The organism is Thioclava sp. DLFJ5-1 (genome assembly GCF_002020115.1).
Lineage (GTDB): Bacteria > Pseudomonadota > Alphaproteobacteria > Rhodobacterales > Rhodobacteraceae > Thioclava > Thioclava sediminum.
In genome coordinates this window covers 495,891-517,959 of the sequence record NZ_MPZU01000001.1, presented here as the reverse complement: position 1 = coordinate 517,959, position 22,069 = coordinate 495,891, and the positions used below count along the sequence as shown (strand labels likewise).

Sequence of the window (22,069 nt, the reverse complement as noted above, 5' to 3'; positions counted from 1 at the left end):
ATGGCGGCCCCGGTCAGTTCCGGCGTTTTGGAGGCTGCGGTCTATGTCGAGGATCTCGACGCGACCGAAGCCTTCTACGGCGGGCTGCTGGGGCTCGAGCGGCTAACCCGTCGCGACGGGCGGCATGTCTTTTTCCGCTGTGGCGACAGCGTGATCCTGACCTTCATCGCTCAGGCCACGCAGCAGCCACCCGACCCGGAGGCGGCGCTGCCGGTTCCACCGCATGGCGCGGTCGGACCGGGGCATGTATGCCTCGCGGCGGACGCGGATCAACTCAACGAATGGGAACGACATTTGAGGGACAATAACGTGGAGATTGAGGCCGACTTCTATTGGCCGAACGGGGCGCGGTCGATCTACCTGCGCGACCCGGCGGGCAACAGCGTCGAGATTGCGGATAAAACCCTGTGGAGGCGCGGATGACGGCAGCACCGGTAATTCAGGCCCGCGGGCTCGAGCTGACCTTCGAGACCAATGACGGGCCGGTTCACGCGCTGAAAGATATCGACCTCGATATCGAGAAGGGCGAATTCGTCAGCTTCATCGGCCCCTCGGGCTGCGGCAAGACGACCTTCCTGCGGTGCATCGCGGCACTGGAGACGCCCACGGGCGGCTCGCTGACCGTGAACGGGATCTCGCCGGAGGAAGCCCGCAAGGCGCGCAGCTACGGCTACGTGTTTCAGGCGGCGGGTCTTTACCCTTGGCGCACGATTGCGGGAAATGTGAAACTTCCGCTGGAAATCATGGGCTATTCCAAGGCGCAGCAGCAAGAGCGTGTTGAAAAAGTGCTCTCGCTGGTCGACCTCGAAGGCTTCGGGAAGAAGTTTCCGTGGCAGCTTTCGGGCGGCATGCAGCAGCGCGCCTCGATCGCGCGGGCGCTGGCCTTCGACGCCGAGATCCTGCTGATGGACGAACCTTTCGGCGCGCTCGACGAGATCGTGCGCGACAAGCTCAACGAAGAGCTTCTCAAGCTCTGGTCGGCCACCAACAAGACGATCGGCTTCGTGACGCACTCGATCCCGGAAGCGGTCTATCTGTCGACCAAGATCGTGGTGATGTCGCCCCGTCCGGGCCGCATCCACGAGGTGATCGAGAGCACGCTGCCGAAAGGGCCGCGTCCGCTCGACATCCGCGACAGTGAGGAATTCCTGCAGATCGCGCATCGGGTGCGCGAGGGGCTTCGGGCGGGGCATGCCTATGATGAATGACGCGATGACCCCTACCGCGAGCAGGGGGCTGTCCGCCCCCCTCTGGCTGCGCCATTCACCCCCCGAGGATATTTCGGCCAAGCCGAAGGGGAGGGCGGTCTCATGAAGATGATTGCACCCGTTCTGACGGTTTTGGCCGCGATCCTGCTGCTTTGGTACGCAGCCACCGTCTGGATGAACTCGCAATGGACCTACGATCAGGCCGCACGCGCCGGTGAAGAGGTCACGTTCTCCGAGCTTGTCACCGACACGCTGACCCAGAAACGCCCCGTGCTACCCGCCCCGCATCAGGTCGCTGTCGGGCTTTGGGAAGGTGTGGCCGGGCAGAAGATCACCTCCAAGCGCAGTCTTGTCTTCCACGGCTGGATCACGCTCTCGGCGACGCTTGCGGGCTTCGCGCTGGGCACCGGCCTTGGTATCCTGCTGGCGGTGGGGATCACCCATAGCCGGGCGATGGATCTGAGCGTGATGCCCTGGGCAATCGCGAGCCAGACGATCCCGATCCTCGCCATCGCGCCGATGGTGATCGTGGTTCTCGCGAGCCTCGGCGTCACGGGGCTGCTGCCCAAGGCGATCATCGCCGCTTACCTGAGCTTCTTCCCCGTGCTCGTCGGCATGGTGAAGGGGCTGCGCGCGCCCGATCACATGCAGCTCGATCTGCTGAAGACCTATAATGCGAGCCAGGGCGCGACCTTCTGGAAGCTGCGGCTGCCGTCGTCGATGCCGTATCTCTTCGCCTCGCTGAAAGTGGGCGTGGCCGCGAGCCTCGTCGGTACCATTGTGGCCGAACTGCCGGCGGGCGCGACCCGCGGGCTTGGCGCGCGGCTTCTGTCGGGCAGCTATTACGGGCAGACGGTGCAGATCTGGTCCGCGCTGTTCGCAGCGGCAGCGCTCGCGGCGATCCTCGTGGTGGTGGTCGGCATCATCGAACAAATCACCCTCAAGCGAATGGGGATGGTGCAATGAGCTGGCTTATTTTCGCAATCGTCTTCTGGCTGGCGGCCTGGGCCCTCAATACCTGGCTTGCGCGGCATCATGGCTCGGAGCGTTGGGCGCGTTTCCTGATCCCGGCCTTGTTCGGCATCACCCTCCTGCTTCTGTGGGAAGGTCTGGTGCGCGGGCTGAATATCAGCCCGGTGATCCTGCCCGCCCCGAGCCAGATTGCGGCGAGCCTGATGGCCTCGACCGATGTGCTGCGCGAGGATTTCGTGCAGACGATCCTGAAAGGCGCGCTTTCGGGCTATATCATCGGCTGCGGCGCGGCGGTGGTGGTGGCGATCCTGATCGACCGCTCGCCCTTCCTGCAACGCGGGCTGCTGCCGATCGGGAACTTCGTCGCGGCCCTGCCGATCGTCGGGATCGCGCCGATCCTCGTGATGTGGTTCGGCTTCGACTGGCAGTCGAAAGCGGCGGTCGTCGTGGTCATGGTCTTCTTCCCCGTTCTCGTGAACATGGTGGCGGGTCTGGCGGCCACGAATGCGCTTCAGCGCGACCTGATGGCGACCTATTCCGCAAGCTATTGGCAGGGGCTTTTCAAGATGCGCCTGCCAGCGGCGATGCCGTTTCTCTTCAATGGATTGAAGATCGCGACGACACTGGCTTTGATCGGTGCGATCGTTGCCGAATTTTTCGGCAGCCCGACGAAAGGAATGGGCTTTCGCATCTCGACCGCGGTGGGGCAGCTTGATCTGCCGCTCGTGTGGTCGGAAATTACCGTTGCGGCCCTCGCGGGCTCGGGCTTCTATGGGCTTGTCGCCCTGATCGAGAAGCTGGTGACTTTCTGGCACCCGTCGCAACGGGCCCGGACGTAAGGGCAAGGAAGAGCCTGAGAAAAACCTAAAATCCCGGGCGTAAAGATCCGGGGCCAACAGTGGAGTGAAAGATGAAGAAACTGATCGCAGGGGTGGCCGCAAGCCTCACCATGGCGGGGGCCGCTTGGGCCAACGAGGACGTGACGCTGCAGCTGAAATGGGTCACGCAGGCCCAGTTCGCGGGCTACTATGTCGCGCTCGACAAGGGCTTCTACGAGGATGCGGGCCTCGACGTGACCATCAAGCCGGGCGGCCCCGATATCGGGCCCGAGCAGGTGATCGCAGGCGGTGGCGCCGATGTCATCGTTGACTGGATGCCGGCGGCGCTGGCGGCCCGCGAGAAAGGGCTTCCGCTCGTGAACATCGCTCAGCCCTTCAAGAAGTCGGGCATGATGCTGACCTGCCTCAAGGAAAGCGGCATCAAGACCCCCGAGGACTTCCCCGGCCATACGCTGGGCGTGTGGTTCTTCGGCAATGAATACCCGTTCCTGAGCTGGATGAACCATCTCGGCATCTCGACCGAAGGCGGCGACGATGGTGTGACCGTGCTCAAGCAGGGCTTCAACGTCGATCCGCTGCTGCAAAAGCAGGCGGCCTGTATCTCGACCATGACCTATAACGAGTATCTGCAGGTGCTCGAAGCGGGCATTCAGCCCGACCAGCTGGTGACCTTCAAATACGAAGACGAAGGCGTCGCGACGCTCGAGGACGGTCTTTACGTGCTCGAAGAGAACCTCAAGGACCAGGCCTTCGTCGACAAGATGGCGAAGTTCGTGAAAGCCTCGATGGAAGGCTGGAAATACGCCGAGGAGCATCCCGACGAGGCCGCACAGATCATTCTCGACAATGACGAGACCGGTGCGCAGACGATGGAGCACCAAGTCGGCATGATGAAAGAAGTCTCCAAGCTGACCGCTGGCTCGAACGGCACACTCGACCCCGCCGATTACGAGCGCACGGTCGACGTTCTGATGTCGGGCGGTTCGGACCCGGTCATCACCAAGAAGCCGGAAGGCGCTTGGACCCATGATGTGACCGACAAGGCTGGCCTCGAATAAGAGAGACATTCTCGCGAAACACGAAGCCCTCCGGTGCGCCGGGGGGCTTTTTCATATTCGGGGTTTCTTAAGGGGAATCGGGTTTGCTGAGCGCCAGGAGGCACTCGCATGGCCGATCGATCAATGACCGCGCAGCGTGCGCGCGCCCGCGCACGGGCTCGCAGGCGTCAGCAGCGCACGCACCCGGCCCTGACCGCGTTCTACGCGGTCGTCGTGATCAGCGTCGCGGGCGGGCTGTTCTACCTCGCATGGAAAAGCCAGTTCGCGGCTCCGCCGAGCTACCTTTTCGACACGCCCACCCAGCCGATCGAGGCCGCCTATTGCCTCGCCGTGGTCCGTGCGCTCTCGGGCGGCGGAAGCGGGGGATATATCGGGCAGGCGCAGGATTTCTGGCTGAAGCGCCTGCTGACATTCAGCGGCGATGTTGCGGGCAATATCGCGAAGGGCGAAGATGCGCTCGGGCACCATCTGATCGGCAGACCTGTGCCCGATCGCCAATGGCTCGTGGATGCGATGGATAAGTGCTCCAACCGCGCGGTGAATTACGGGGCGCATTTCGGGGCCTTCGATTAGCGGCGAACCGCGGCGGCCTGTTGGAGTGTGCCTGCAACGAGCCCTTAGCGGGAGGGCGCGTCAGTTGACGAAGCTTCGCCAGAGGGCGTGCCGAGGAATGCCGCCTCCGCCGGCGACAGATCGGCCCGCGTGCGGGGCAATGCGTGGGGCATTTCGGCCTGAATCCACGCCACCAGCTCCTCGCGAATATGGCAGCGCAGATCGTAGGTGCGCGGACCGTTGCGCGCGGAGGCGAGGATACGCACCTCCATCACCCGCTCGCGGAAATCGGTCACCTGCAACGCGAAGACCTTACCGTCCCAGAGCGGATCGGCGCGGGTGACCTCTTCGGCCTTCGCGCGGATCGCGGCGACGTCGGCCGTGTGGTCGAGATAGATCATGACGGTGCCGATCAGATCGGCGCTTTCGCGGGTCCAGTTCTGGAAAGGTTGCTCGATGAAATAGCTCAAGGGTACCACGAGCCGCCGCCAATCCCAGATGCGGATGACAACGTAAGTCGATGTGATTTCTTCGACATTTCCCCATTCGCCCTCGACGATCAGTGCATCGTCGATGCGGATCGGCTGTGTCAGGGCAAGCTGGATGCCCGCAAAGAGGTTCTTGAGCACCGGCTGCAGTGCAAGACCAACCACGATGCCGGCGGCCCCACCCGCCGCCAGAAGCGACACGCCATATTGGCGCACGGCGGGAAAGGTCATCAGGGCGGCTGCGACCGCGAGGATCACGATCATCACTTTCGCCACACGCATCAGGATGCGGGTCTGGGTGACGTGCTTGCGCGCCAGCAGGTTGTCTTCCGCGTCGAGCTTGAAGCGCCGTAGATGGATCGTCGTCCAGATGTAAAGCGCGGTATATGCGATCCAGGCGAGGCACAGGATCAGCGCGACCAACAGAATATGGGTGATTGCACCGGTGACTGCGGCGCTGGCTGGCGCTAGCCCGTTCGCAAAGCCAAGCGCCGCGATCAGCAGGATCAACCGCATCGGTTGCGCCCCCCGCGCGACAAGCGAGCGCCAGAACAGATCGCGATCGGCCACCGCACGGTTGAGCGCCGTGAACAACACCCTAAACAGCAGCAGCGCGATCAGCGCCGCCATAACATAGGCGATCAGCGCCACCGCCCAGTCCGGCAGGAATTTCTGCGCCGTATCGATGGCACTGGCCAGTTCGGTCTCGATCGTCTCGGGCTCCATCCGGGTCTCCGCGAATTGCCGCGCGCTATGCTGCGCTGCCGCATTGATGATGGCGCATCGAGCGGAGCTGTCAAATCGGGCCGGGAATTGACATCGATCATAGAGCGAACAGGCCGGCAATGTAGATTGACATATGGGGAAATCGTCCCATACCGAGAATTGGAGAGAGCCATGAAAAACCGCTTTTTCGCACCCGCCGCACAGCTTGCCGCGCTCGTCGCGTTGGTCGCGTTTGCAGGCTGTACGCAGCTTGAAAGCGATATCGGGGAATGCGAGCCGGGTGTCGGGGGCATATCGGGCATGGCCACGGTCGCGCCCTCTGGAACGGGATCCTGCTGAGGTCCTGTAAACCGCTGTAAAACTATTTTCTTCTTCTGCACTTGTTTGTAAAAACGGGTGCAGGAGGAGTTTACATGGCCCGTTCCCCGCTGACCGGCACCCGCATCCGCGAGCGGCGCAATGCGCTTGGCTTGAAGCAGGCTGAACTGGCGCGGGCCTCCGGGATTTCGGCAGCCTATCTCAACCTGATCGAACACAACCGCCGCCGGGTCAGCGATGCGTTGATCGAGCGGATCGCGGGTGCGATGGGCGTCGATCCGGTCACGCTGGGCGAGGGGGCGGAAGGGGCGCTGTTCGCCGGGCTGCGCGAAGCGGTCGCGTCGCTGGAACTGGCGGAGACAGGCAGCGGCAATGGCGCAGGCGGTACCAGCCAAGCCGCGCCCGATCTCGACCGGATCGAGGAATTCGTCGGTCGCTTTCCCGCTTGGGCCGCGCTTTTGGTGAACCGTCAGGCGCGGCTGGCCGAGTTGGAGCGCGTGGTCGAGACCTATGCCGAGCGCATGGCGCAGGACCCATTCCTGCTGACCTCGCTGCATGAGGTGCTCTCGGCGGTGACATCGCTGCGCTCCACCGCCGCGATCCTTGTTGAGACCGAGGATATCGAGCCGGAATGGCGTGCGCGGTTTCTCAACACGATCCAGGAGGAAAGCCTGCGCCTGTCGGGAACGGCGGAGGCGCTGGTCGGCTATCTCGACGAGATGGAAACCGCCGAGACCGGCCTGTCCTCGCCGCAAGAACAGCTCGAGGCGTGGCTCGAGGCGCGCGGCTGGCATGTCCCGGAACTGGAGGAGGCGGGCAACGATCCGGAAGCACTGATCGCGGGCGCGCCGGAATTGGCGTCCTCGGCGGCCCGGGAACTGGCGCGCGGCCATTTGCAGCGGCAGGCGGAGGATGCGCGCGCCTTGCCACTCGATCCGGTGCTGGCGGCGCTGGCCGAGCTCGGCCCCGATCCGGGTGCGCTGGCGGCACGCTTTGCCGTGCCGCTCGCGCAGGTGTTGCGGCGGCTCGCGGCGTTGCCAGAGGGCGCGCCGGGCTTGGGGCAGCCGGGATTGGTGATCTGCGACGGCTCGGGCACGCTGACCTTCCGCCGCGCAGCCCCCGGGTTTCTGCTGCCGCGCTTCGCCGCGGCCTGTCCGCTCTGGCCGCTTTATGAGGCGCTTGCACGGCCGATGCAGCCGATCCGGGCGCTGGTCGATATGGCGGGGCGCTTGCCGCAACGCTTCCTGACCTATGCCGTCTCCGAGCCGCGTCCGACGGGGTTCGACGGTCCGGTGCTGATGCGGGCCACCATGCTGATCCTGCCGGCGCCCGCACAGAGCGCTGATGCGCCAGCGCGTCCGATCGGTGCGTCGTGCCGGATCTGCCCGCGTGGCGAGTGTCCGGGGCGGCGCGAGCCCTCGATCGTCGCGGATGCGTCGGCGGGGAGGGCGTGAGGGTTTGACAGGGCGCGACACGGTGGCGATAGTCGAGTGAGGGGGATGGCTATGGCGCAAAGACAGGTGCTGTTGATCGAGGATGAGCCGCATATCGCGGAAGCGATCCGGTTCATCCTGACGCGTGCGGGCTGGACGGTGTCGGTGCTCGAAGACGGCGCGCGCGCAATGGCGCGCATCATCGGCGATCCGCCCGATGCAATCATCCTCGATCTGATGCTGCCGGGGCGCTCCGGTCTCGAAATCCTTGCCGATATGCGCGCGGATGCCGCGCTGCGCGATTTGCCCGTTCTGATGCTCAGCGCGCGCGGGCAGGGGCGCGACCGCGATGCCGCGACCCGCGCCGGTGCGACGGCCTTCCTCGCCAAGCCATTTGCCAATGGCGATGTGCTCGACCAGCTCGAAGCGATCACTGGCGGGGGCGCAGCGCGCCGGGAGCCCGCCTGATGCCGCAGACGGGCCAGCCGCTCTTTCTTGCCCGCCGTTCCTATCGCCGCCGCCGCCTGATGGATGCGGCGCGGCTTTTGCCGATTGTCGGGCTGGTGCTGATCATGATGCCGGGTCTGTGGCACCCGGCGCAGACCCCTGTGCCCGACACCGGGCGTGGCGGGCTCTACCTTTTCGCGGTCTGGATCGTACTGATCGTCGCGGCTTTCGCCATTTCCCGCGGGCTTGGCCCGGTGCTCAACGCAGAGGACGTGCCCGAAGGCAATGGCGAGGCCGAGGGCCCAACCGCCGCCGCAACCGCCAGCCGCGCGTCGGACGCGCCGCCGCCGGAGGGCTGAGATGCCCTTCAACAATCTCGTCGCGGTCTGCCTGACCTATGTGATCGTGCTCTTCTCGGTGGCGTTCGTGGCCGAACGCCGCGCGCAGCGCCGCCGCCTGCGCTTCCTGCGCTCGCCGGTGATCTACACGCTCTCGCTGTCGATCTACTGCACCGCCTGGACCTTCTACGGCGCGGTCGGCTACGCGGCGCGCTCGGGGCTGGAATTCCTGACGATCTACCTTGGCCCGACGCTGGTCTTCGTCGGCTGGTGGTGGGTGCTGCGCAAGCTGGTGCGGATCGGGCGCACCCATCGGGTAACCTCGATCGCGGATCTGATTTCCAGCCGCTACGGCAAGTCGAACACGCTGGGCGTCATCGTCACGCTGATGTCGGTCGCCGCCGCCACGCCCTACATCGCGCTGCAACTGCAATCTGTGACGCTAAGCTTCGGCGTCTTCGCCGCGGGCACGCCCGAGGGCTGGGCGCTGCCCGACCAAGGGGCGACGGCGCTGTGGATCGCGGGCGGGCTTGCGATTTTCACCATCCTCTTCGGCACCCGAAACCTCGATGCGAACGAGCGGCACCACGGGGTCGTCACCGCGATTGCGTTGGAGGCCGTGGTGAAACTGGTCGCGCTGGTTGCGGTGGGCGTCTTCGTCGTATGGGGGCTGGGCGGCGGGCCGATGGATATGCTCTCGCGGATCGACGCCTCGAAGATCGCGGAATGGGATCTCAATCCTGGACGTTTCGCGGGGCTGACCTTCGTCTCGGCGGCCGCGATCCTGACCTTGCCGCGGATGTTTCAGGTGCTCGTCGTGGAGAATGTCGACGAGCGGCACCTCGCGACCGCAAGCTGGGCTTTCCCGGCCTATCTGATGCTGATGAGCCTCTTCGTCGTGCCGATTGCGGTGATGGGGCTGGAGCGGATGCCCGAGGGCGCGAACCCCGATCTGTTCGTGCTCACGCTGCCGCTGTCCGAGGGGCAGGGGAAGCTGGCGCTGCTGGCCTTCTTGGGCGGGTTTTCCTCGGCCACGTCGATGGTGATCGTCGCCGCCATCGCACTGGCCACGATGGTGTCGAACCATATCGTGACGCCGCTCTGGCTGGCGCTGCGCCGACAGGGCCCGCGCGCGCAGGGCGATGTGCGCGGGCTGGTTCTGGCCTCGCGCCGGGTCTCGATCATCGCGGTGCTGGCGATGGGCTATGCCTATTACCGGATGTCGGGCGGCTCCGAGGCGCTGGCGGCGATCGGTCTGATCGCCTTCGTGGGCGCGGCGCAGGTGCTGCCCGCGCTGATCGGCGGCATTTTCTGGCGCGGCGCGACCCATGTGGGCGCGGCGGCGGGGCTGGTGATCGGCTTCGCGCTTTGGGCCTATACGCTGTTCCTACCCTCGGTGGGCGATGCCGGGCTGATACCGCAGATCGTTCTGGATCACGGGCTGTTCGGGTTCGAATGGCTGCGCCCGCACGCGCTGTTCGGGATCGCGGGGCTCGACCCGCTGCTGCATGCGCTGTTCTGGTCGCTGCTGTTCAACACGCTGGCCTTTCTGGTCTTCTCGATGCTGTCCTTTCCCGGCCCGATGGAGCGGCTGCAGGGCGTGGCCTTCGTCAATATCTACGATCAAAGTCCCGCCGCGCGCTCTTGGGTGCAAGGCGGCGCCGAGGCCGAGGACCTGCTGTCGATGTCGCAGCGGATTCTGGGCGCCGAGCCTGCGCAACATTTCTTTCAGGCGCAGGCGGCGGGGCAGGGCAAGGCCGGGTTCCTCCCCGACACCACGCCCGATTTCCTCGCGCGGCTGGAGCGCAAGCTGGCGGGCTCGGTCGGGGCCTCGACGGCGCATGCGATGATCGCGCAGCTCACCGGGGGCACCTCGGTGTCGATGCAGGACCTGATCGCCGTGGCGGGCGAGACGGCGGAGGCCAAGGAATACACCGCGCGCCTCGAGGCGAAATCCGAGGAGCTCGCGCGGGTGGCGCGGGCGCTGCGCGAGGCCAATGACAAGCTGCAGGATCTGTCGGTGCAGAAGGACAGCTTCCTCAGCCAGATCAGCCACGAGCTGCGCACGCCCATGACCTCGATCCGCGCCTTCTCGGAAATCCTGATGGAGCCCGATCTGCCGGACTCGATGCGCGCGCAATATGCCGAAATCATCCATGAGGAAGCGCGCCGCCTGACGCGTCTGCTCGACGATCTGCTCGACCTTTCCGTGCTGGAGAACCGCCGCGCACAGCTCAATGTCTCGGTCGCCAATCTGCACGACCTGATCAACCGCGCGGTGCAATCGGCCTCCTCGACTCAGCCCGAGCGCGCCTTCCGCATCGAACGCGATTTCCCGACCGAGCATATGCCGATCTTCACCGATGCCGATCGGCTGGTGCAGGTGATGATCAACCTGATCTCGAACGCGCGGAAATATTGCGATGCCGAGAAGGCGGTGCTGCGGATCGAGGTGAAGCGCCGCGGAAAGCGCGTGCAGATCGACTTCATCGACAACGGCGCGGGCATTCCGAAGAAGAGCCAGAAGCTGATCTTCGAGAAATTCGCCCGTTTGACCGATCAAAGCCGCGCCGGCAGTGCGGGCCTCGGCCTCGCGATCTGCCGCGAAATCATGACCAATCTCGGCGGTACGATCGACTACGTGCCGGGGCAGGGCGGGGCCGCGTTCCGCATCACCCTGCCGCTGAGACGCAGCGATCAGCGCGCGCCCTCCGATCAGCCGCCCGAGAGCGCGGCCCTTTCGCGCTAAGCCGCGAAACGCGAGGCATTTTCAACGTTTTGTAAACCTCGATCTGCCAAAGCTGGGCGATGAGACCCCGAAGGCGGGTGGATGGAGACCATGGTTCACGAGCGCGAGACATCGGTGCTGCGGCGTAAGACCGAGGCGGCGAAGGCGGGTGCGGGCGCGGCCCCGATCACGCCTGCACGCGCGATTACGCTCGCGCTGTCGAAGGTCGCGCAGGATATGCTCGAACTGCCGCTGCAGGTCGCCTCGATCGAGGAGGCGACGCGGTCTCTCGCCGATCTGCCCGAAATGCTTGAAGATCTGTCGCTGCTTGCGGTGATCGAAGGGCCGGGGGAGGCGCTTGGCGTCCTCGCATTGCCGCCCGCCACCTTGGCCACGCTGATCGAGATGCAGACGATGGGACGGTTCGGCAAGACCATGCCTGCCCCCCGCAAACCCACCCGGATCGATTCCGCCATCGCCGCCGATTTCGTCGATGCGGTGCTGGCCGAGATCGAGGAGGGTTTGATCAGCGACCCGGCGATTTCTTGGGCCGGAGGCTTCCGCTTCGCTTCGCATCTCGACGATCCCCGGCCGCTGGGTCTACTGCTGGAAGATGTCAGCTACCGCGTCTGGACGGCGCAGCTTGGCTTCGGCACTGGGGGCGAACGCAGCGGCGGCTTCCTTTGGGCGGTTCCGCGCGAAGGGCGGGGCGGGGCGATGCGCCGCGCGGCCCCGACGGCGGGCGAAAATCCGGAGGGCGGTTCGGGGCCCAAGGCGGAAAACTTTACGCCCGAAGATCCCGCGCGCGACTGGTCCGACACGTTCGAACGCTCCATTCTGGCGGCCTCCGCGCAGCTCGAAGCGGTCCTGCACCGCGTTACGCTGCCGCTGTCTACCGTGCTGACACTGCGCCCCGGCACAGAGATCCCGATTCCGGAAGACGCGTTGGAGAAGATCACACTGGAGGCGCAGGGACGGCGCAAACTCTCGCTCGCGCGTTTGGGCCAAAGCCACGGGCTACGCGCGCTGCGCCTGTGCGAGGAAGACGAGGCGGCGAATGGTGCTGGCCGTGGGGCGGACAGTTTCGATGCCGGGGCGTCGCCCTATGCGCAGGGCCCGACGCCCGACGAGGTGCCGGGCCTGTCCGGCCTCGGCGACCCGCTCGATCCGGCCTATGATCCGGGGGATGGCCTCGATGCCGCCCACGCGCCCGAGCCGCGCGGGTTGGACGGGCTTGAGCCCGACATGGATTTTGGCGAGCCACTCGATCTTGATGCGCTCTCCTCGACGGAAGACGACGCGCTGCCGCCGCTCAAGATCCAATCGGGCATGTGATCGCACCCCCGCCATGGGGGCGCGAATGCAGGTTGCGGCGGCGGGTTATGCGCCGCGCGTCGCCGAGGTTGCGGGCGTCTCTTTGGTCCCGTTCTCGCAGGGCGGCACTTCCAGCGTGCTGCGATCCAACAGGCTCAGCCACGCCTTTGCCCGCGGTGCGAGCGCCATCCCGACCCCCATCGCGATCAGGAACAGCCAGCCTTCCCAGCCATTGAAGGACAGCGAGCCCATCGCGGGGCCGGGGCACAGCCCCGCAAGGCCCCAACCCGCGCCGAACAGGAGCGAGCCGAGCACGAGATTGCGGTCCACGAGCCGCGGAAACGGCCCCGGCATCGGCGAGCCCAGCATCGAGGTTTCGCGGCGTTTCGCGAAGATCCAGACGAAGAACATCACGCTCACCGCGCCGCCCATCACGAAGGCCAGCGTCGGGTCCCAATCGCCGAACACGTCGAGCCAGCCCTGCACCTTTTTCGTGTCGACCATGCCCGCCACGAGAAGCCCCGCGCCGAACAGCCCTCCCGAGAGGAATGCGAAGAAATTGCGCATCAGATCACTCCCAGAAAATGCCGGAAGATCACGAGGACCAGCGCACCGCCGAGCAGGTAGAAGGCGGTGGCGACGATCCCGCGCAGCGAAAATCGCGAGATGCCGCAGACGCCGTGGCCCGAGGTGCAGCCATTCGCGATCCGCGTGCCCAGGCCCACCATCAGGCCTGCGGCTACGATCACCCAGACGGAACTGGTCATATGGGTGTCGACTGTTGTGTAAAGCGGCACGAGAAGCGGTGGCACCGCGATCAGCCCGCCGAGGAAGGCCACGCGCTCGGACACGGTCTCGCGGCCCGAGCCGTCGACCAGCCCGCCGATAATGCCGCTTGCGCCCATGATCCGGCCATTGACCAGCAGAAACAGGCCCGCGCCCGCGCCAATCATCAGGCCTCCCACGAGGCCCCAAATCCAATCTTGATGCATGAGCTCTCCCTGTGCTCAATTGCGGATCGAACGGGCTCTCCCGGACCCGTCAGAGTTGTAATGCTAGACCTCACGCCCGTGACGGTGCAAGCAATTTGATATCTGCATATGTGCGTGAGTGCGACCGGTTGATTTGCGTCAAGGCGGATAAATGCTTGCCTGTTTAGGTGGTTGTATCGATCAAGGAGGACAGGATGAAGTCGATTGAAACGCGCAAGAGCGAACTCGAAACCCGCCGGGCGCAACTCTCGGAACGGATGGCGCAGGTCGAATCCGAGCTTGAGAGCCACGAAGAAAAAGATTGGGACGACGCCGCGATCGAGCATGAGAGCGACGAGGTTCTCGAAGACCTCGGCCAGTCGGCGCAGTCCGAGATCCGCGCGATCGACGCCGCCCTGGCCCGGATCGAGGCGGGCGAATACGGCTATTGCGTCACCTGCGGCGAGCGCATCGACGAGGCGCGGCTCGATCTGCTGCCCGCAACGCCGTTTTGCCGGGCACACGCACCGGGCGCGAAGGCGACCCGCCAGTAACCCTGAGCCTATCGTTTCAAAGGGGCAGGGGCAGTCAATTGCCCTGCGCGCCTCCCCCGGGGATGCGCGATTTCCCTTTTGTTTTGAACCTGCTTCGCTTTAAACTTCGCGCGGCGGTGGATCGCACGGAATGCCCCGCCACAAGTGGGGGACGATGGCGAACCGGGTGAAATTTCGCACACAGGACGGGCTTGCTTGGCTGACGCTCGCGGCGCTTGACGATCAGGGCGCGCGGGCCGGTATCACGGCCCAGATGCGCCGCGCGATCGGCGGCGTGCTCGACCGGGTCGAAGGCGACAAGAGTCTGCGCGGTCTGGTCCTGCAGGGCGGGGCTTCGGGCTGGCCCTGCGCACCCGACCCGCTGGACGATTTCGACGCGATCATGCCGCGCCCGGCGAAGGGCGAAGAGGTGCCGAGCCTGTCGGAGCTTTGCCGACGACTCGGGGCTCTCGATCTGCCGGTGCTTGCGCGGCTCTCCGGGCGGATCGCGGGCGGCTCGATGGCGCTGGCGCAGGCCGCCGATCTGCGCATCGCCGATCCCGATACCTGTTTCGCGGCACCGGAATTCGCGCTTAGCGGCTTCGTCGGTGCAGGCGGCCTCGTGCGGCTCGCGCGGCGGATCGGCGGTGCGCGGGCGCTTGCGATCGTGGCCGCCGGTGAGGAGGTCGAGGCCGAGCCCGCCCGGGCGCAGGGCCAATGCGATCTTGTGCTGGGCGCGACCGATCGCAGCCAGATTGCCGCCGCTCTCGATATGCTGATCGCCGAGGGTGTACCGCGCACCGATACCGCGCTCGACGATCCCGCAACCTATCTCAACGATCTCGCGCCGCTGCGGGCACAGCTGGGAAAGGGCGCGCTTGCGCCGGTCGGCGCGCGCCTGTTCGAAGTGGTCGAAGGCGCGCTGTTGCTGCCGCTCGACGAGGCGCTCGATGTCGAGGCGGTGGCCTTGCAGGAACTGCTCGAGGCGCCGCTGTCGCGGGCATTGCGCCATTCCGCGCGGGTCACGCGTCGCGCCGCCCATCTGCCCGGCGAGGGCACGCCTACCGCGCCCGCGCCGCTGCGCATCGGCCTTTGGGATCAGCCCGCCGCGATGGCTGGGGGGCTGCTGGCCGCCGGGCACGAGGTCGTCTTCGGCGCTAGCGATCCCGCCGCGATCGAGACGGCTTTTGCCGATATCGCGCGCAAACAGGAGATCGCGGTGCAATCCGGCGCCCTGTCGCCCGACATTCGCGAGGCCGATTGGGCGCGGCTCGGTGCGGCGATGACCCGCGAGGGGCTGTCAGGCTCGGATGCGCTGATCGCCTCGGGCAAAGGGAATTTCCCAGCCGCGCCGCTGAGCGCGCGCAACGCCGAGGATCTGGCTGACGGCGCGAAGGACTTCGGGCTGCGCTGCACCGGCGATCTGTGTGAACTCGTGCCGCCCGAGGGCGCGCTGCCTGCCGATCTCTACGCGATGGCGGGGCTCCTGCGGCAGGGCGGGGCGCAGGTTCTGCGCGGCGGTCCCGGCGCGGGCGGCATCGCCGATCATCTCCGCGTCGCCTATATCGCCGCGGCAGAGCGTTCGGTGCTGGCCGGGGCCTCGGTCGCGCAGGTCGATGCGGCGATCCGCGAGGCAGGCGGCACGCGCCCACCGCTGGAACTGGCCGACCGGTTGGGCGTCGACGCCGTGCTGGAGGATTTCGTGCGGCTGCATCGCCCGTTCGGCCCGCTTCTCAGCCTGCTCGCGCTCGATGCCGCTGCGACCGGCGCGCGGCGACAGGGCTTTTACGATTGGTCCGAGGGCACGCCGCGCCCGGTCCCCGATCAGGCCGAGGCGCTCACGGCTTTGCGCGATGAGGCCGGGATCATGCCGCGCCGTCTGTCCAATGCGCGCATCCGCGCCCGGATTCTGGCCGAGCTTGCCAATTGCGGCGCGGGGCTCTTGCAGCACGCGCAGGCGCATCGGGCGGGGGATATCGACGTCGCGGCGCGCCATGTGCTGGGCTTTGCACCGCAGATGGGCGGCGTGATGTTCGCCGCCGACCGCGCGGGCCTTCTCGGGACGCGCAAGCTGCTGCGCGAATTGGCCGAAGAGGGTGCGCCCGAGCCGGTCACGCTATGGGATGTGCTGATCCGCAACGGCAAATGCTTCGCCGATCTCGACGACGCGTGAGGGGGCGTGCCTGAAGGGGCAGGGCCGCCTCAGCCGAGGAAGATGCCCAGCACCACCATCATCAGCCCGATCACCGACACGAACAGCGCGCCCATATTGATCGCGATGATCTTTTGCAGCCGTGCGCGCAGCTCTTCATCGGGCAGGCCGGCGCGTTTGGCGCTGGCCACTTTGACGATGCAATACAGGATGCCGAACAGCCCGATCACCGAGACGACGGCCCCTGCCCAGATCAGATTTTCCATTGCGGCCTCCGAAAGTTGCGCGCGCCTGCCTAGCCCGTCGCGGGGGGTATGGCAAGAAAAACGCGGGCACCCGCGATCTTGCGGGAAGAAGCGGGAGGGGCGGGCGTCCTCCCATAACTCGCCGATCCGCGCGCGCCGCCTCTTGATGCGCGCAGACGCTCGGGCTAGTCAGAGCGCCGACCCCCGTTCGCAAGCAGGAGAGGCCCATGCCCAACGATGCCGCCTACAATGTCACCGCCGATGAGCTGCGCCAGTTTGTCGAGCAGTTCGAGAGCCTCGAAGCCGAGAAGAAAGACATCGCCGAGCAGCAGAAGGACATCATGTCCGAGGCCAAAGCCCGCGGCTATGACACCAAGGTGCTGAAGAAGATCGTCGCCCTGCGCAAACGCGACAAGGATGACGTGGCCGAGGAAGAGGCGATTCTCGACCTCTACAAATCCGCGCTGGGGATGGGCTGAGCGCTATTGCGCGCCGGACGGTGATCCGGCGCGAACCGCGCCCTTTGCTCAGGGGGCGATGAATTCCACACCGGGCATCCGCGCGATCGCGGCGACGTCGGCATCGTATTGCGCGGTGATCTCGTCGACCAGTTCATCGGTCCAGCCCGGCAGCGGTGCCTCGATCTCGAGCGCCTCGGGCTGGGCGTATTTGTCGAGGAAGGCCGCCACGATCTTGCGCCGGTGCAGCACCGATTTCGGCGGGTTCGCGTCGAAATAGCTGCGCAGCCGTTCGATCCCCTCCTCGGGCATGATCTGACGCAGCACCATCATGTCGCCCTTGAGCGCCTGATCCTCGGGCAATCCGCCGACCGAACGCAGCACTTCGGGCCAGATCAGCGGCAAATCCTCGTTGCACCAGATCACGAAACGCCGCCCGCCCGCGGCTTCCACCATCTGGCGGATCAGCGGCTCCCAGCGCAGCTCGCGCGGGTCGTGGCCTTCCATGATCTGCTCGTAACTGCGCTTGGGCAGCCGCGCGACCAGTTGCGGGATCAGGCTCGCGGGGTTGATCAGCGCGAGATGAAACTCGGTCTCCGCATCGGGAAAGAGGTTCGCCAGCGGCGCGAGCTTGCCCGGTGCCATCGCGTAGAAGCCGCGCTTGGTGATCACCCGCTCGGGGATGCACAGGAAAAACGCGTGGCTGAACACTAGCCGATCCAGCACTGGAGCCTCGGTGCTCGCCTCGATGATCGCGTCCTGCACATCTTGCGGGGCAGGGCCGCCTTTCAGCGAGACCAGCGCGTCGCGCAGCACCATCCGGTAGCTGCGGGGCGCGGGCACGGCGATGCGGTGAGACTCGAGGAGCCGGTCATTGCTCGAAAGCGCGCCCACGATGCGATCTTCATCGGTCGAATGCGCTCCGAGATGGAAAACGACTTTCATTCTGCGCGCCTCAATATCGTCTGCCGGGTCAAGCCCTTATTGTTGCCGCTCACTCTAGCCGCTCCCTTCTGGACAGGCAAATGTGTTTCGGGGTAGGAGGGGCGAGACAATTCCGACAAAACTGATCGGGAAAACCCGTGCCCAAATCTGCCCAATCCCTCTCGGTCCCCCCTGCGCCTGCCTTGCGCGGGCGCTTGCGTGCAGGGGGTGGGCTCTGGTCGCTCGGGGCCGTGGTGATCGCGGTGCTGGTACTGGCGCCGATCATGGCTGTCGGGTGGATGGCGCTCGATCCGCGCGACAATATCTGGCCGCATCTGATCTCGACGGTGCTGCCGCGCTACCTGATCAATACGGCAGTGCTGACGGGCGGCGTGGGGCTTCTGGCCTCGGCCATCGGGGCGGGGGCTGCGTGGCTCGTGGTGATGTATCGCTTCCCGGGGCATCGCATATTGCAATGGCTGCTGCTTTTGCCGCTCGCGATCCCGGCTTATGTCGGCGCCTACGCCCTCACCGATTTCCTCGACTATTCCGGCCCGGTGCAGACCGCGATGCGCGGTGCCTTCGGCTGGGCCTCGGCGCGTGACTACTGGTTCCCCGAGATCCGCTCGCGCGAGGCGGCGGTCGTCGTGCTCTCGGCCGCGCTCTACCCCTATATCTACCTGATCACCCGCGCGGCCTTGCGCGAGCAATCCGGCGCCAGCTACGAGGTCGCCCGCGCCCTCGGCACCGGGCCGTGGGGGATGGTCTGGCGCGTGGGCCTGCCGCTCGCGCGCCCTGCCATCGCCGCAGGGGCCGCGATCGCGATGATGGAGACGGTTGCGGATTTCGGTGTCGTCGATCATTTCGGCGTGCAGACCCTGACGACGGGCATTTTCTCGACATGGCTTTCGGGTGGCAATGCGGGCGGGGCGGCGCAGCTCGCGCTGGTGATCCTCGGGATCGTCCTCGCGCTCCTTATGCTCGAGAAGCTCTCGCGCCGCCGCGTCCACTATTACCAAAGCGCGCGTCAGGCGCGCCCCGTTCAGCCGCAGCGCCTTAAGGGCGCGGCTGGCTGGGTGGCGACGCTGGCCTGCGTTCTCCCGGTGGCTTTGGGCTTCGTGCTGCCGGTCGCGGTGATGGGCAGTCATGCGCTCGCCAATCCCGAGGCGTGGTTCGGCCGGGGCCTCGGGCTTGCGCTATGGCACACCATCATGACCGGGGGCGCGGCCGCCGTGATCACGGTGACGCTCGCGCTGTTCATGGTCTACGGGGTACGCCTGTCGGGGCAGCGCCTGCCGCGCGCGGTGCTGCCGCTGACGACGCTGGGCTATGCCGCGCCGGGTGCGGTGCTGGCGGTCGGCATCCTGATCCCGCTCGCCGGTCTCGATCACATGCTGGCCGACACCGTGCTGGCAATCACCGGCCACGATCCCGGTCTGCTGCTGACGGGCTCGGCCTTCGCGATCATCCTCGCCTATGTGGTGCGATTCTTCGCCATCGCCCAAGGCGCAAGCGACGCCGCCTTCGGGCGCGTGCCGCCCTCGCTGCCGATGGCCGCGCGCTCGCTGGGGCGCACGCCGGGGGGCGTTCTGCGCAGCCTCTACCTGCCGCTGATGCGCGGCTCGGTCGGCTCGGCACTGCTTCTGGTTTTCGTCGATTGCGTGAAGGAGCTGCCCGCGACACTGCTGCTGCGCCCGTTCAATTTCGAGACACTCGCCACGCGCACGCAGGAAAAGGCGAGCCTCGAGAACCTCGGCGATGCCTCGCCCGCCGCACTTCTGGTCTGCGCGGTGGGGCTGGTCGCGGTCGCGATCCTCGCCCGCGCGGATCAGGCGCGCGCCGATCTTGCCCGCGCACGCTGAGCGGCGTCTTGCGCGAATTTCCAAGCCGCGCTATTGCGGGCCCGTCACGCCGGCGTAGCTCAGTTGGTAGAGCGTCTGATTTGTAATCAGGGGGTCGGGGGTTCGAGTCCCTCCGCCGGCACCACCTCACCGCGCCTATGGGCGTGCATTGGAGGGCGCGATGGACGGCACCGCTCAGATTTCCGGAGCTCTTCCGGGGCGCATGTTCGATACGCTCGTGCTCGGAGGTCCGGCGATGTGGGCGATCGCGGCGCTGTCCGTGATCTCGCTCGCGGTGATCATCTGGAAAATCTGGGATTTGCTGGCCGCTGGCGCGTGGTCGGGCGGGGCGCATAGCCAGGCGGCGATCGCGGCTTGGGCGGCAGGCGATCCCGACGGGGCCGAGGCGGCTCTGGCCGGGCGGCGGTCGTTGCGCGCGCAGCTGGCCCGCGCCGCGATGGCGAGCCTGCGCGATCCGCAGCTCAATCGGGCCGGGGCGGAGGCCGAAACGGGCCGCGTCGCGCGCGATCTGCTGGCACGCGCACGCTCGGGTCTGCGGGCGCTGGAACTGGCCGTGGTGATCGGCCCGCTTCTCGGGCTTCTGGGCACGGTCGCGGGCATGATCGCGGCCTTCCGCGCGTTGCAGGAGGCGGGCGTTCAGGCCGATCCGGCGACGCTTGCAGGCGGTATCTGGGAGGCGCTTCTGACGACGGCGGCGGGCATGGCTGTGGCGATCCCGGCGCAGATCGCGCTGTCGGGGTTCGACGCGGTGGTGGACCGCCTGCGCCACGACATGGAAGACGCCGCGACCCGCATCTTCGCCCGTGCGCCCGCCACGCTCACCGAGCGGCCCCGCGCCGCCGCCGAGTGAGGCGCGCGCGATGTTCGCCTTCGGTCAACCGCGCCCCCGCCGCCGCCCGGCGCTGACGCCGATGATCGACGTGGTCTTCCTGCTTCTGGTGTTCTTCATGCTCGCCTCGCGCTTCGGGGTGGAGCGCACGCTGGACCTGACCTTGGGCGGCGGCACGTCTGGCGCGGACTGGTCCGGGCCGCCGCGTCTGGTCGATGTGGGCGAAGGCGGCATGGTCAGCCTGAACGGGCAGACGGTCGCGCTCTCCGATCTGGCAGGCGCGCTGCAGCCGCTGATGGATCAGCCTTCAGATCCGGTCGTGCTGCGTCCGAAAGAGGGCGATCTGAGCGCGCTGACGCAGGTGATTGAGGCGTTGCGCGGCGCGGGGCTGAGCAATCTGGTGCTGGTGCCATGAGGCTTTTCACCGATCCGCCGCGGCGCAGCCTGCCGGAGCCGCTTTTGCCGATGATCAACGTGGTCTTCCTGCTGCTGATCTTCTTCCTGCTGGCTGCGACGCTGGCCCAGCCGACGCCTTTCGAGGTCACCCCGCCCGAGGCAGCGGGCGAGGGCAAGACCGATCCCGGCGCGCTGGTCCTGTTTGCGAATTCCAAGGGCGAGATTGCCTATGGCGAGGCACGCGGCGATGCGGCGATTGCGGCGCTGGGGGCGGCTGCGCAGGATGCGCGCGCGGACTGCGGCGATTGCGCCGACAGCCTGACCCTGCGGGCGGATGGGAAGCTTCCCGGCGACGCGCTGGCGAAGTTGATGCCGCAGCTGGCGGGTCTCGGTTTCACCGATCTCAAACTCGTGGTGCGGGGCAAATGACGCTGCGCGGGTTGGCTTTCGTGGGCGCGCTTGGCGCGGCTTTGGCGGTCCATGCGGGCGTGCTGATGGTCTGGGAGCCCGCGTCTGCGGGCGGTGCGCAATCGGCAGGTGACGGGGGCGAGGCGCTCGTCTCGCTTGCGCCGTCTTCGCCGTCCATGGCCGCGCGGGTGGCCGAGTGGGAGCGCCCGCCTGAGGTCGAGACGGAGGTCGCGGCGACGCAGCCTGAGGCTCCAACCGCGCCCGAAGCGCCTGAAACCCCGGCCGCGCCATCCGATCCCGCGCCGCGAACCGCGACTGCCCCGACGCTGACCGCGCCACCTGCGCCCGATGCGGCGCTGCCCGAACAGGCCGAGCCCGCGCCGCCCGACATGCCGCGGCCCGAAGCCAAGCCCACGCCGCCTGTACCGAAACCAGCGAAGCCGAAACCCAAAGCACCCGCGAAGAAACAGGCCTCGCAGCCCGCCCCCGCCCAACCGAAGCAGCAGGCGAAGGGGCAGGGCGACAAAGGGGCGGCGGGCGACCGGCGCGCGGCTCCGGCGGCGACGCTTTCAGCGGGGCAGATCAACGCGCTGATCGACAGCTGGGGCGGCCAGATCCGTGCCCGTGTCGCGCGCCATCAACGCATGCCTGCGGGAGCGCGCCGGGGCGTTGTCGGCGTGATCGTGACCGTGGCGCGCGACGGGCGGCTCCTCGGTGTGTCGGTCGCGCAAAGCTCGGGGCATGCGGATCTCGACCGGGCGGCGCTCGACGCCGTGCGCCGGGCGAGTCGCTTCCCCGCAGCGCCGCAAGGCTTGGGCAAACCCAGCTACAGCTACTCCTTGCCGATGGCCTTCCGCTGAGCGCGGCTTG

The 22,069-nt window shown here is 66.8% G+C and carries 25 protein-coding genes and 1 tRNA gene; 21 read left to right on the top strand and 5 right to left on the bottom strand.

What is annotated here, in order from left to right; translation table 11 throughout:
- The 6 genes from BMI86_RS02525 to BMI86_RS02500 all read left to right on the top strand — a co-directional run bounded on the left by BMI86_RS02525 (position 1) and on the right by BMI86_RS02500 (position 4,650).
- Positions 1-423, top strand: coding sequence for a VOC family protein (locus tag BMI86_RS02525; protein ID WP_078539616.1), 423 nt, complete (start codon positions 1-3; stop codon positions 421-423).
- Positions 420-1,208 (top strand): ABC transporter ATP-binding protein, encoded by a 789-nt coding sequence (locus BMI86_RS02520; protein ID WP_078539615.1) that lies wholly within the window; start codon positions 420-422, stop codon positions 1,206-1,208. Before BMI86_RS02525 ends, BMI86_RS02520 begins: the two co-directional genes overlap by 4 nt.
- 102 nt (positions 1,209-1,310) lie before the next feature.
- On the top strand, positions 1,311-2,174 hold the full coding sequence (locus BMI86_RS02515) for an ABC transporter permease (protein ID WP_078539614.1): 864 nt from the start codon (positions 1,311-1,313) through the stop codon (positions 2,172-2,174).
- Positions 2,171-3,019, top strand: a complete 849-nt coding sequence (locus BMI86_RS02510; protein ID WP_078519524.1) for an ABC transporter permease — start codon at positions 2,171-2,173, stop codon at positions 3,017-3,019. The genes BMI86_RS02515 and BMI86_RS02510 overlap by 4 nt, the downstream gene beginning before the upstream one ends.
- Before the next feature lie 71 nt (positions 3,020-3,090).
- Positions 3,091-4,077 carry an ABC transporter substrate-binding protein gene (locus BMI86_RS02505; protein WP_078539613.1) on the top strand — a complete coding sequence of 329 codons (987 nt, stop codon included), beginning with the start codon at positions 3,091-3,093 and terminating at the stop codon, positions 4,075-4,077.
- 108 nt (positions 4,078-4,185) lie between these two features.
- On the top strand, positions 4,186-4,650 hold the full coding sequence (locus BMI86_RS02500) for a hypothetical protein (protein WP_143594663.1): 465 nt from the start codon (positions 4,186-4,188) through the stop codon (positions 4,648-4,650).
- A 44-nt stretch (positions 4,651-4,694) separates the two neighbouring features.
- Here the strand turns inward: BMI86_RS02500 and BMI86_RS02495 are convergent, their stop codons facing one another.
- On the bottom strand, positions 4,695-5,843 hold the full coding sequence (locus BMI86_RS02495) for a mechanosensitive ion channel domain-containing protein (RefSeq protein WP_078539611.1): 1,149 nt from the start codon (positions 5,841-5,843) through the stop codon (positions 4,695-4,697).
- Positions 5,844-6,014: 171 nt separating this feature from the next.
- Here BMI86_RS02495 and BMI86_RS21160 point away from each other — a divergent pair, with 171 nt between their 5' ends.
- The 6 genes from BMI86_RS21160 to BMI86_RS02470 all read left to right on the top strand — a co-directional run bounded on the left by BMI86_RS21160 (position 6,015) and on the right by BMI86_RS02470 (position 12,442).
- Positions 6,015-6,182: a hypothetical protein gene (locus BMI86_RS21160; protein WP_168173769.1), complete on the top strand. Its 168-nt coding sequence runs from the start codon at positions 6,015-6,017 to the stop codon at positions 6,180-6,182.
- Positions 6,183-6,256: 74 nt separating this feature from the next.
- Entirely contained in the window at positions 6,257-7,615 is a 1,359-nt protein-coding gene (locus BMI86_RS02490; RefSeq protein WP_078539610.1) for a helix-turn-helix transcriptional regulator, read from the top strand.
- Between the two features lie 51 nt (positions 7,616-7,666).
- Positions 7,667-8,062 (top strand): response regulator, encoded by a 396-nt coding sequence (locus tag BMI86_RS02485; protein ID WP_078539609.1) that lies wholly within the window; start codon positions 7,667-7,669, stop codon positions 8,060-8,062.
- Entirely contained in the window at positions 8,062-8,400 is a 339-nt protein-coding gene (locus tag BMI86_RS02480) for a hypothetical protein (RefSeq protein ID WP_246831612.1), read from the top strand. Before BMI86_RS02485 ends, BMI86_RS02480 begins: the two co-directional genes overlap by 1 nt.
- A gap of 1 nt (position 8,401) precedes the next feature.
- Positions 8,402-11,128: an ATP-binding protein gene (locus BMI86_RS02475; RefSeq protein ID WP_078539608.1), complete on the top strand. Its 2,727-nt coding sequence runs from the start codon at positions 8,402-8,404 to the stop codon at positions 11,126-11,128.
- Positions 11,129-11,209: 81 nt separating this feature from the next.
- Positions 11,210-12,442: a FliM/FliN family flagellar motor C-terminal domain-containing protein gene (locus tag BMI86_RS02470; protein ID WP_078539607.1), complete on the top strand. Its 1,233-nt coding sequence runs from the start codon at positions 11,210-11,212 to the stop codon at positions 12,440-12,442.
- Positions 12,443-12,487: 45 nt separating this feature from the next.
- Here BMI86_RS02470 and BMI86_RS02465 read toward each other — a convergent pair whose 3' ends face one another.
- Positions 12,488-12,988: a DUF6691 family protein gene (locus BMI86_RS02465; protein WP_078539606.1), complete on the bottom strand. Its 501-nt coding sequence runs from the start codon at positions 12,986-12,988 to the stop codon at positions 12,488-12,490.
- Positions 12,988-13,413 carry a YeeE/YedE thiosulfate transporter family protein gene (locus BMI86_RS02460; protein WP_078519514.1) on the bottom strand — a complete coding sequence of 142 codons (426 nt, stop codon included), beginning with the start codon at positions 13,411-13,413 and terminating at the stop codon, positions 12,988-12,990. Before BMI86_RS02460 ends, BMI86_RS02465 begins: the two co-directional genes overlap by 1 nt.
- Before the next feature lie 194 nt (positions 13,414-13,607).
- Between BMI86_RS02460 and BMI86_RS02455 the strand changes: the two genes are divergently transcribed.
- Together BMI86_RS02455 and BMI86_RS02450 are read left to right on the top strand one after the other, a co-directional pair.
- Positions 13,608-13,946, top strand: a complete 339-nt coding sequence (locus tag BMI86_RS02455; protein ID WP_078539605.1) for a TraR/DksA family transcriptional regulator — start codon at positions 13,608-13,610, stop codon at positions 13,944-13,946.
- A gap of 130 nt (positions 13,947-14,076) precedes the next feature.
- On the top strand, positions 14,077-16,098 hold the full coding sequence (locus BMI86_RS02450; protein ID WP_078539604.1) for an enoyl-CoA hydratase-related protein: 2,022 nt from the start codon (positions 14,077-14,079) through the stop codon (positions 16,096-16,098).
- A gap of 29 nt (positions 16,099-16,127) precedes the next feature.
- Here BMI86_RS02450 and BMI86_RS02445 read toward each other — a convergent pair whose 3' ends face one another.
- Positions 16,128-16,343 carry a hypothetical protein gene (locus BMI86_RS02445; RefSeq protein WP_075774390.1) on the bottom strand — a complete coding sequence of 72 codons (216 nt, stop codon included), beginning with the start codon at positions 16,341-16,343 and terminating at the stop codon, positions 16,128-16,130.
- 206 nt (positions 16,344-16,549) lie between these two features.
- Between BMI86_RS02445 and BMI86_RS02440 the strand changes: the two genes are divergently transcribed.
- Positions 16,550-16,801: a DUF2312 domain-containing protein gene (locus BMI86_RS02440; protein WP_078539603.1), complete on the top strand. Its 252-nt coding sequence runs from the start codon at positions 16,550-16,552 to the stop codon at positions 16,799-16,801.
- 48 nt (positions 16,802-16,849) lie between these two features.
- On the opposite strand, the gene BMI86_RS02435 is transcribed toward BMI86_RS02440, so the two are convergent.
- Entirely contained in the window at positions 16,850-17,725 is an 876-nt protein-coding gene (locus tag BMI86_RS02435) for a hypothetical protein (RefSeq protein ID WP_078539602.1), read from the bottom strand.
- A 263-nt stretch (positions 17,726-17,988) separates the two neighbouring features.
- Here BMI86_RS02435 and BMI86_RS02430 point away from each other — a divergent pair, with 263 nt between their 5' ends.
- The 6 genes from BMI86_RS02430 to BMI86_RS02405 all read left to right on the top strand — a co-directional run bounded on the left by BMI86_RS02430 (position 17,989) and on the right by BMI86_RS02405 (position 22,059).
- Positions 17,989-19,566: an iron ABC transporter permease gene (locus tag BMI86_RS02430; protein ID WP_078540409.1), complete on the top strand. Its 1,578-nt coding sequence runs from the start codon at positions 17,989-17,991 to the stop codon at positions 19,564-19,566.
- 48 nt (positions 19,567-19,614) lie between these two features.
- Positions 19,615-19,690: transfer RNA gene (locus tag BMI86_RS02425), tRNA-Thr, on the top strand.
- A 78-nt stretch (positions 19,691-19,768) separates the two neighbouring features.
- Positions 19,769-20,416, top strand: a complete 648-nt coding sequence (locus BMI86_RS02420) for a MotA/TolQ/ExbB proton channel family protein (RefSeq protein WP_246831611.1) — start codon at positions 19,769-19,771, stop codon at positions 20,414-20,416.
- Positions 20,417-20,426: 10 nt separating this feature from the next.
- Positions 20,427-20,810, top strand: a complete 384-nt coding sequence (locus BMI86_RS02415) for a biopolymer transporter ExbD (protein ID WP_078539600.1) — start codon at positions 20,427-20,429, stop codon at positions 20,808-20,810.
- Entirely contained in the window at positions 20,807-21,220 is a 414-nt protein-coding gene (locus BMI86_RS02410; RefSeq protein ID WP_078539599.1) for a biopolymer transporter ExbD, read from the top strand. Before BMI86_RS02415 ends, BMI86_RS02410 begins: the two co-directional genes overlap by 4 nt.
- Complete coding sequence (locus BMI86_RS02405; protein WP_078539598.1) at positions 21,217-22,059, top strand: energy transducer TonB; 843 nt, start codon at positions 21,217-21,219, stop codon at positions 22,057-22,059. The genes BMI86_RS02410 and BMI86_RS02405 overlap by 4 nt, the downstream gene beginning before the upstream one ends.
- The last annotated feature ends 10 nt before the right edge of the window (positions 22,060-22,069 follow it).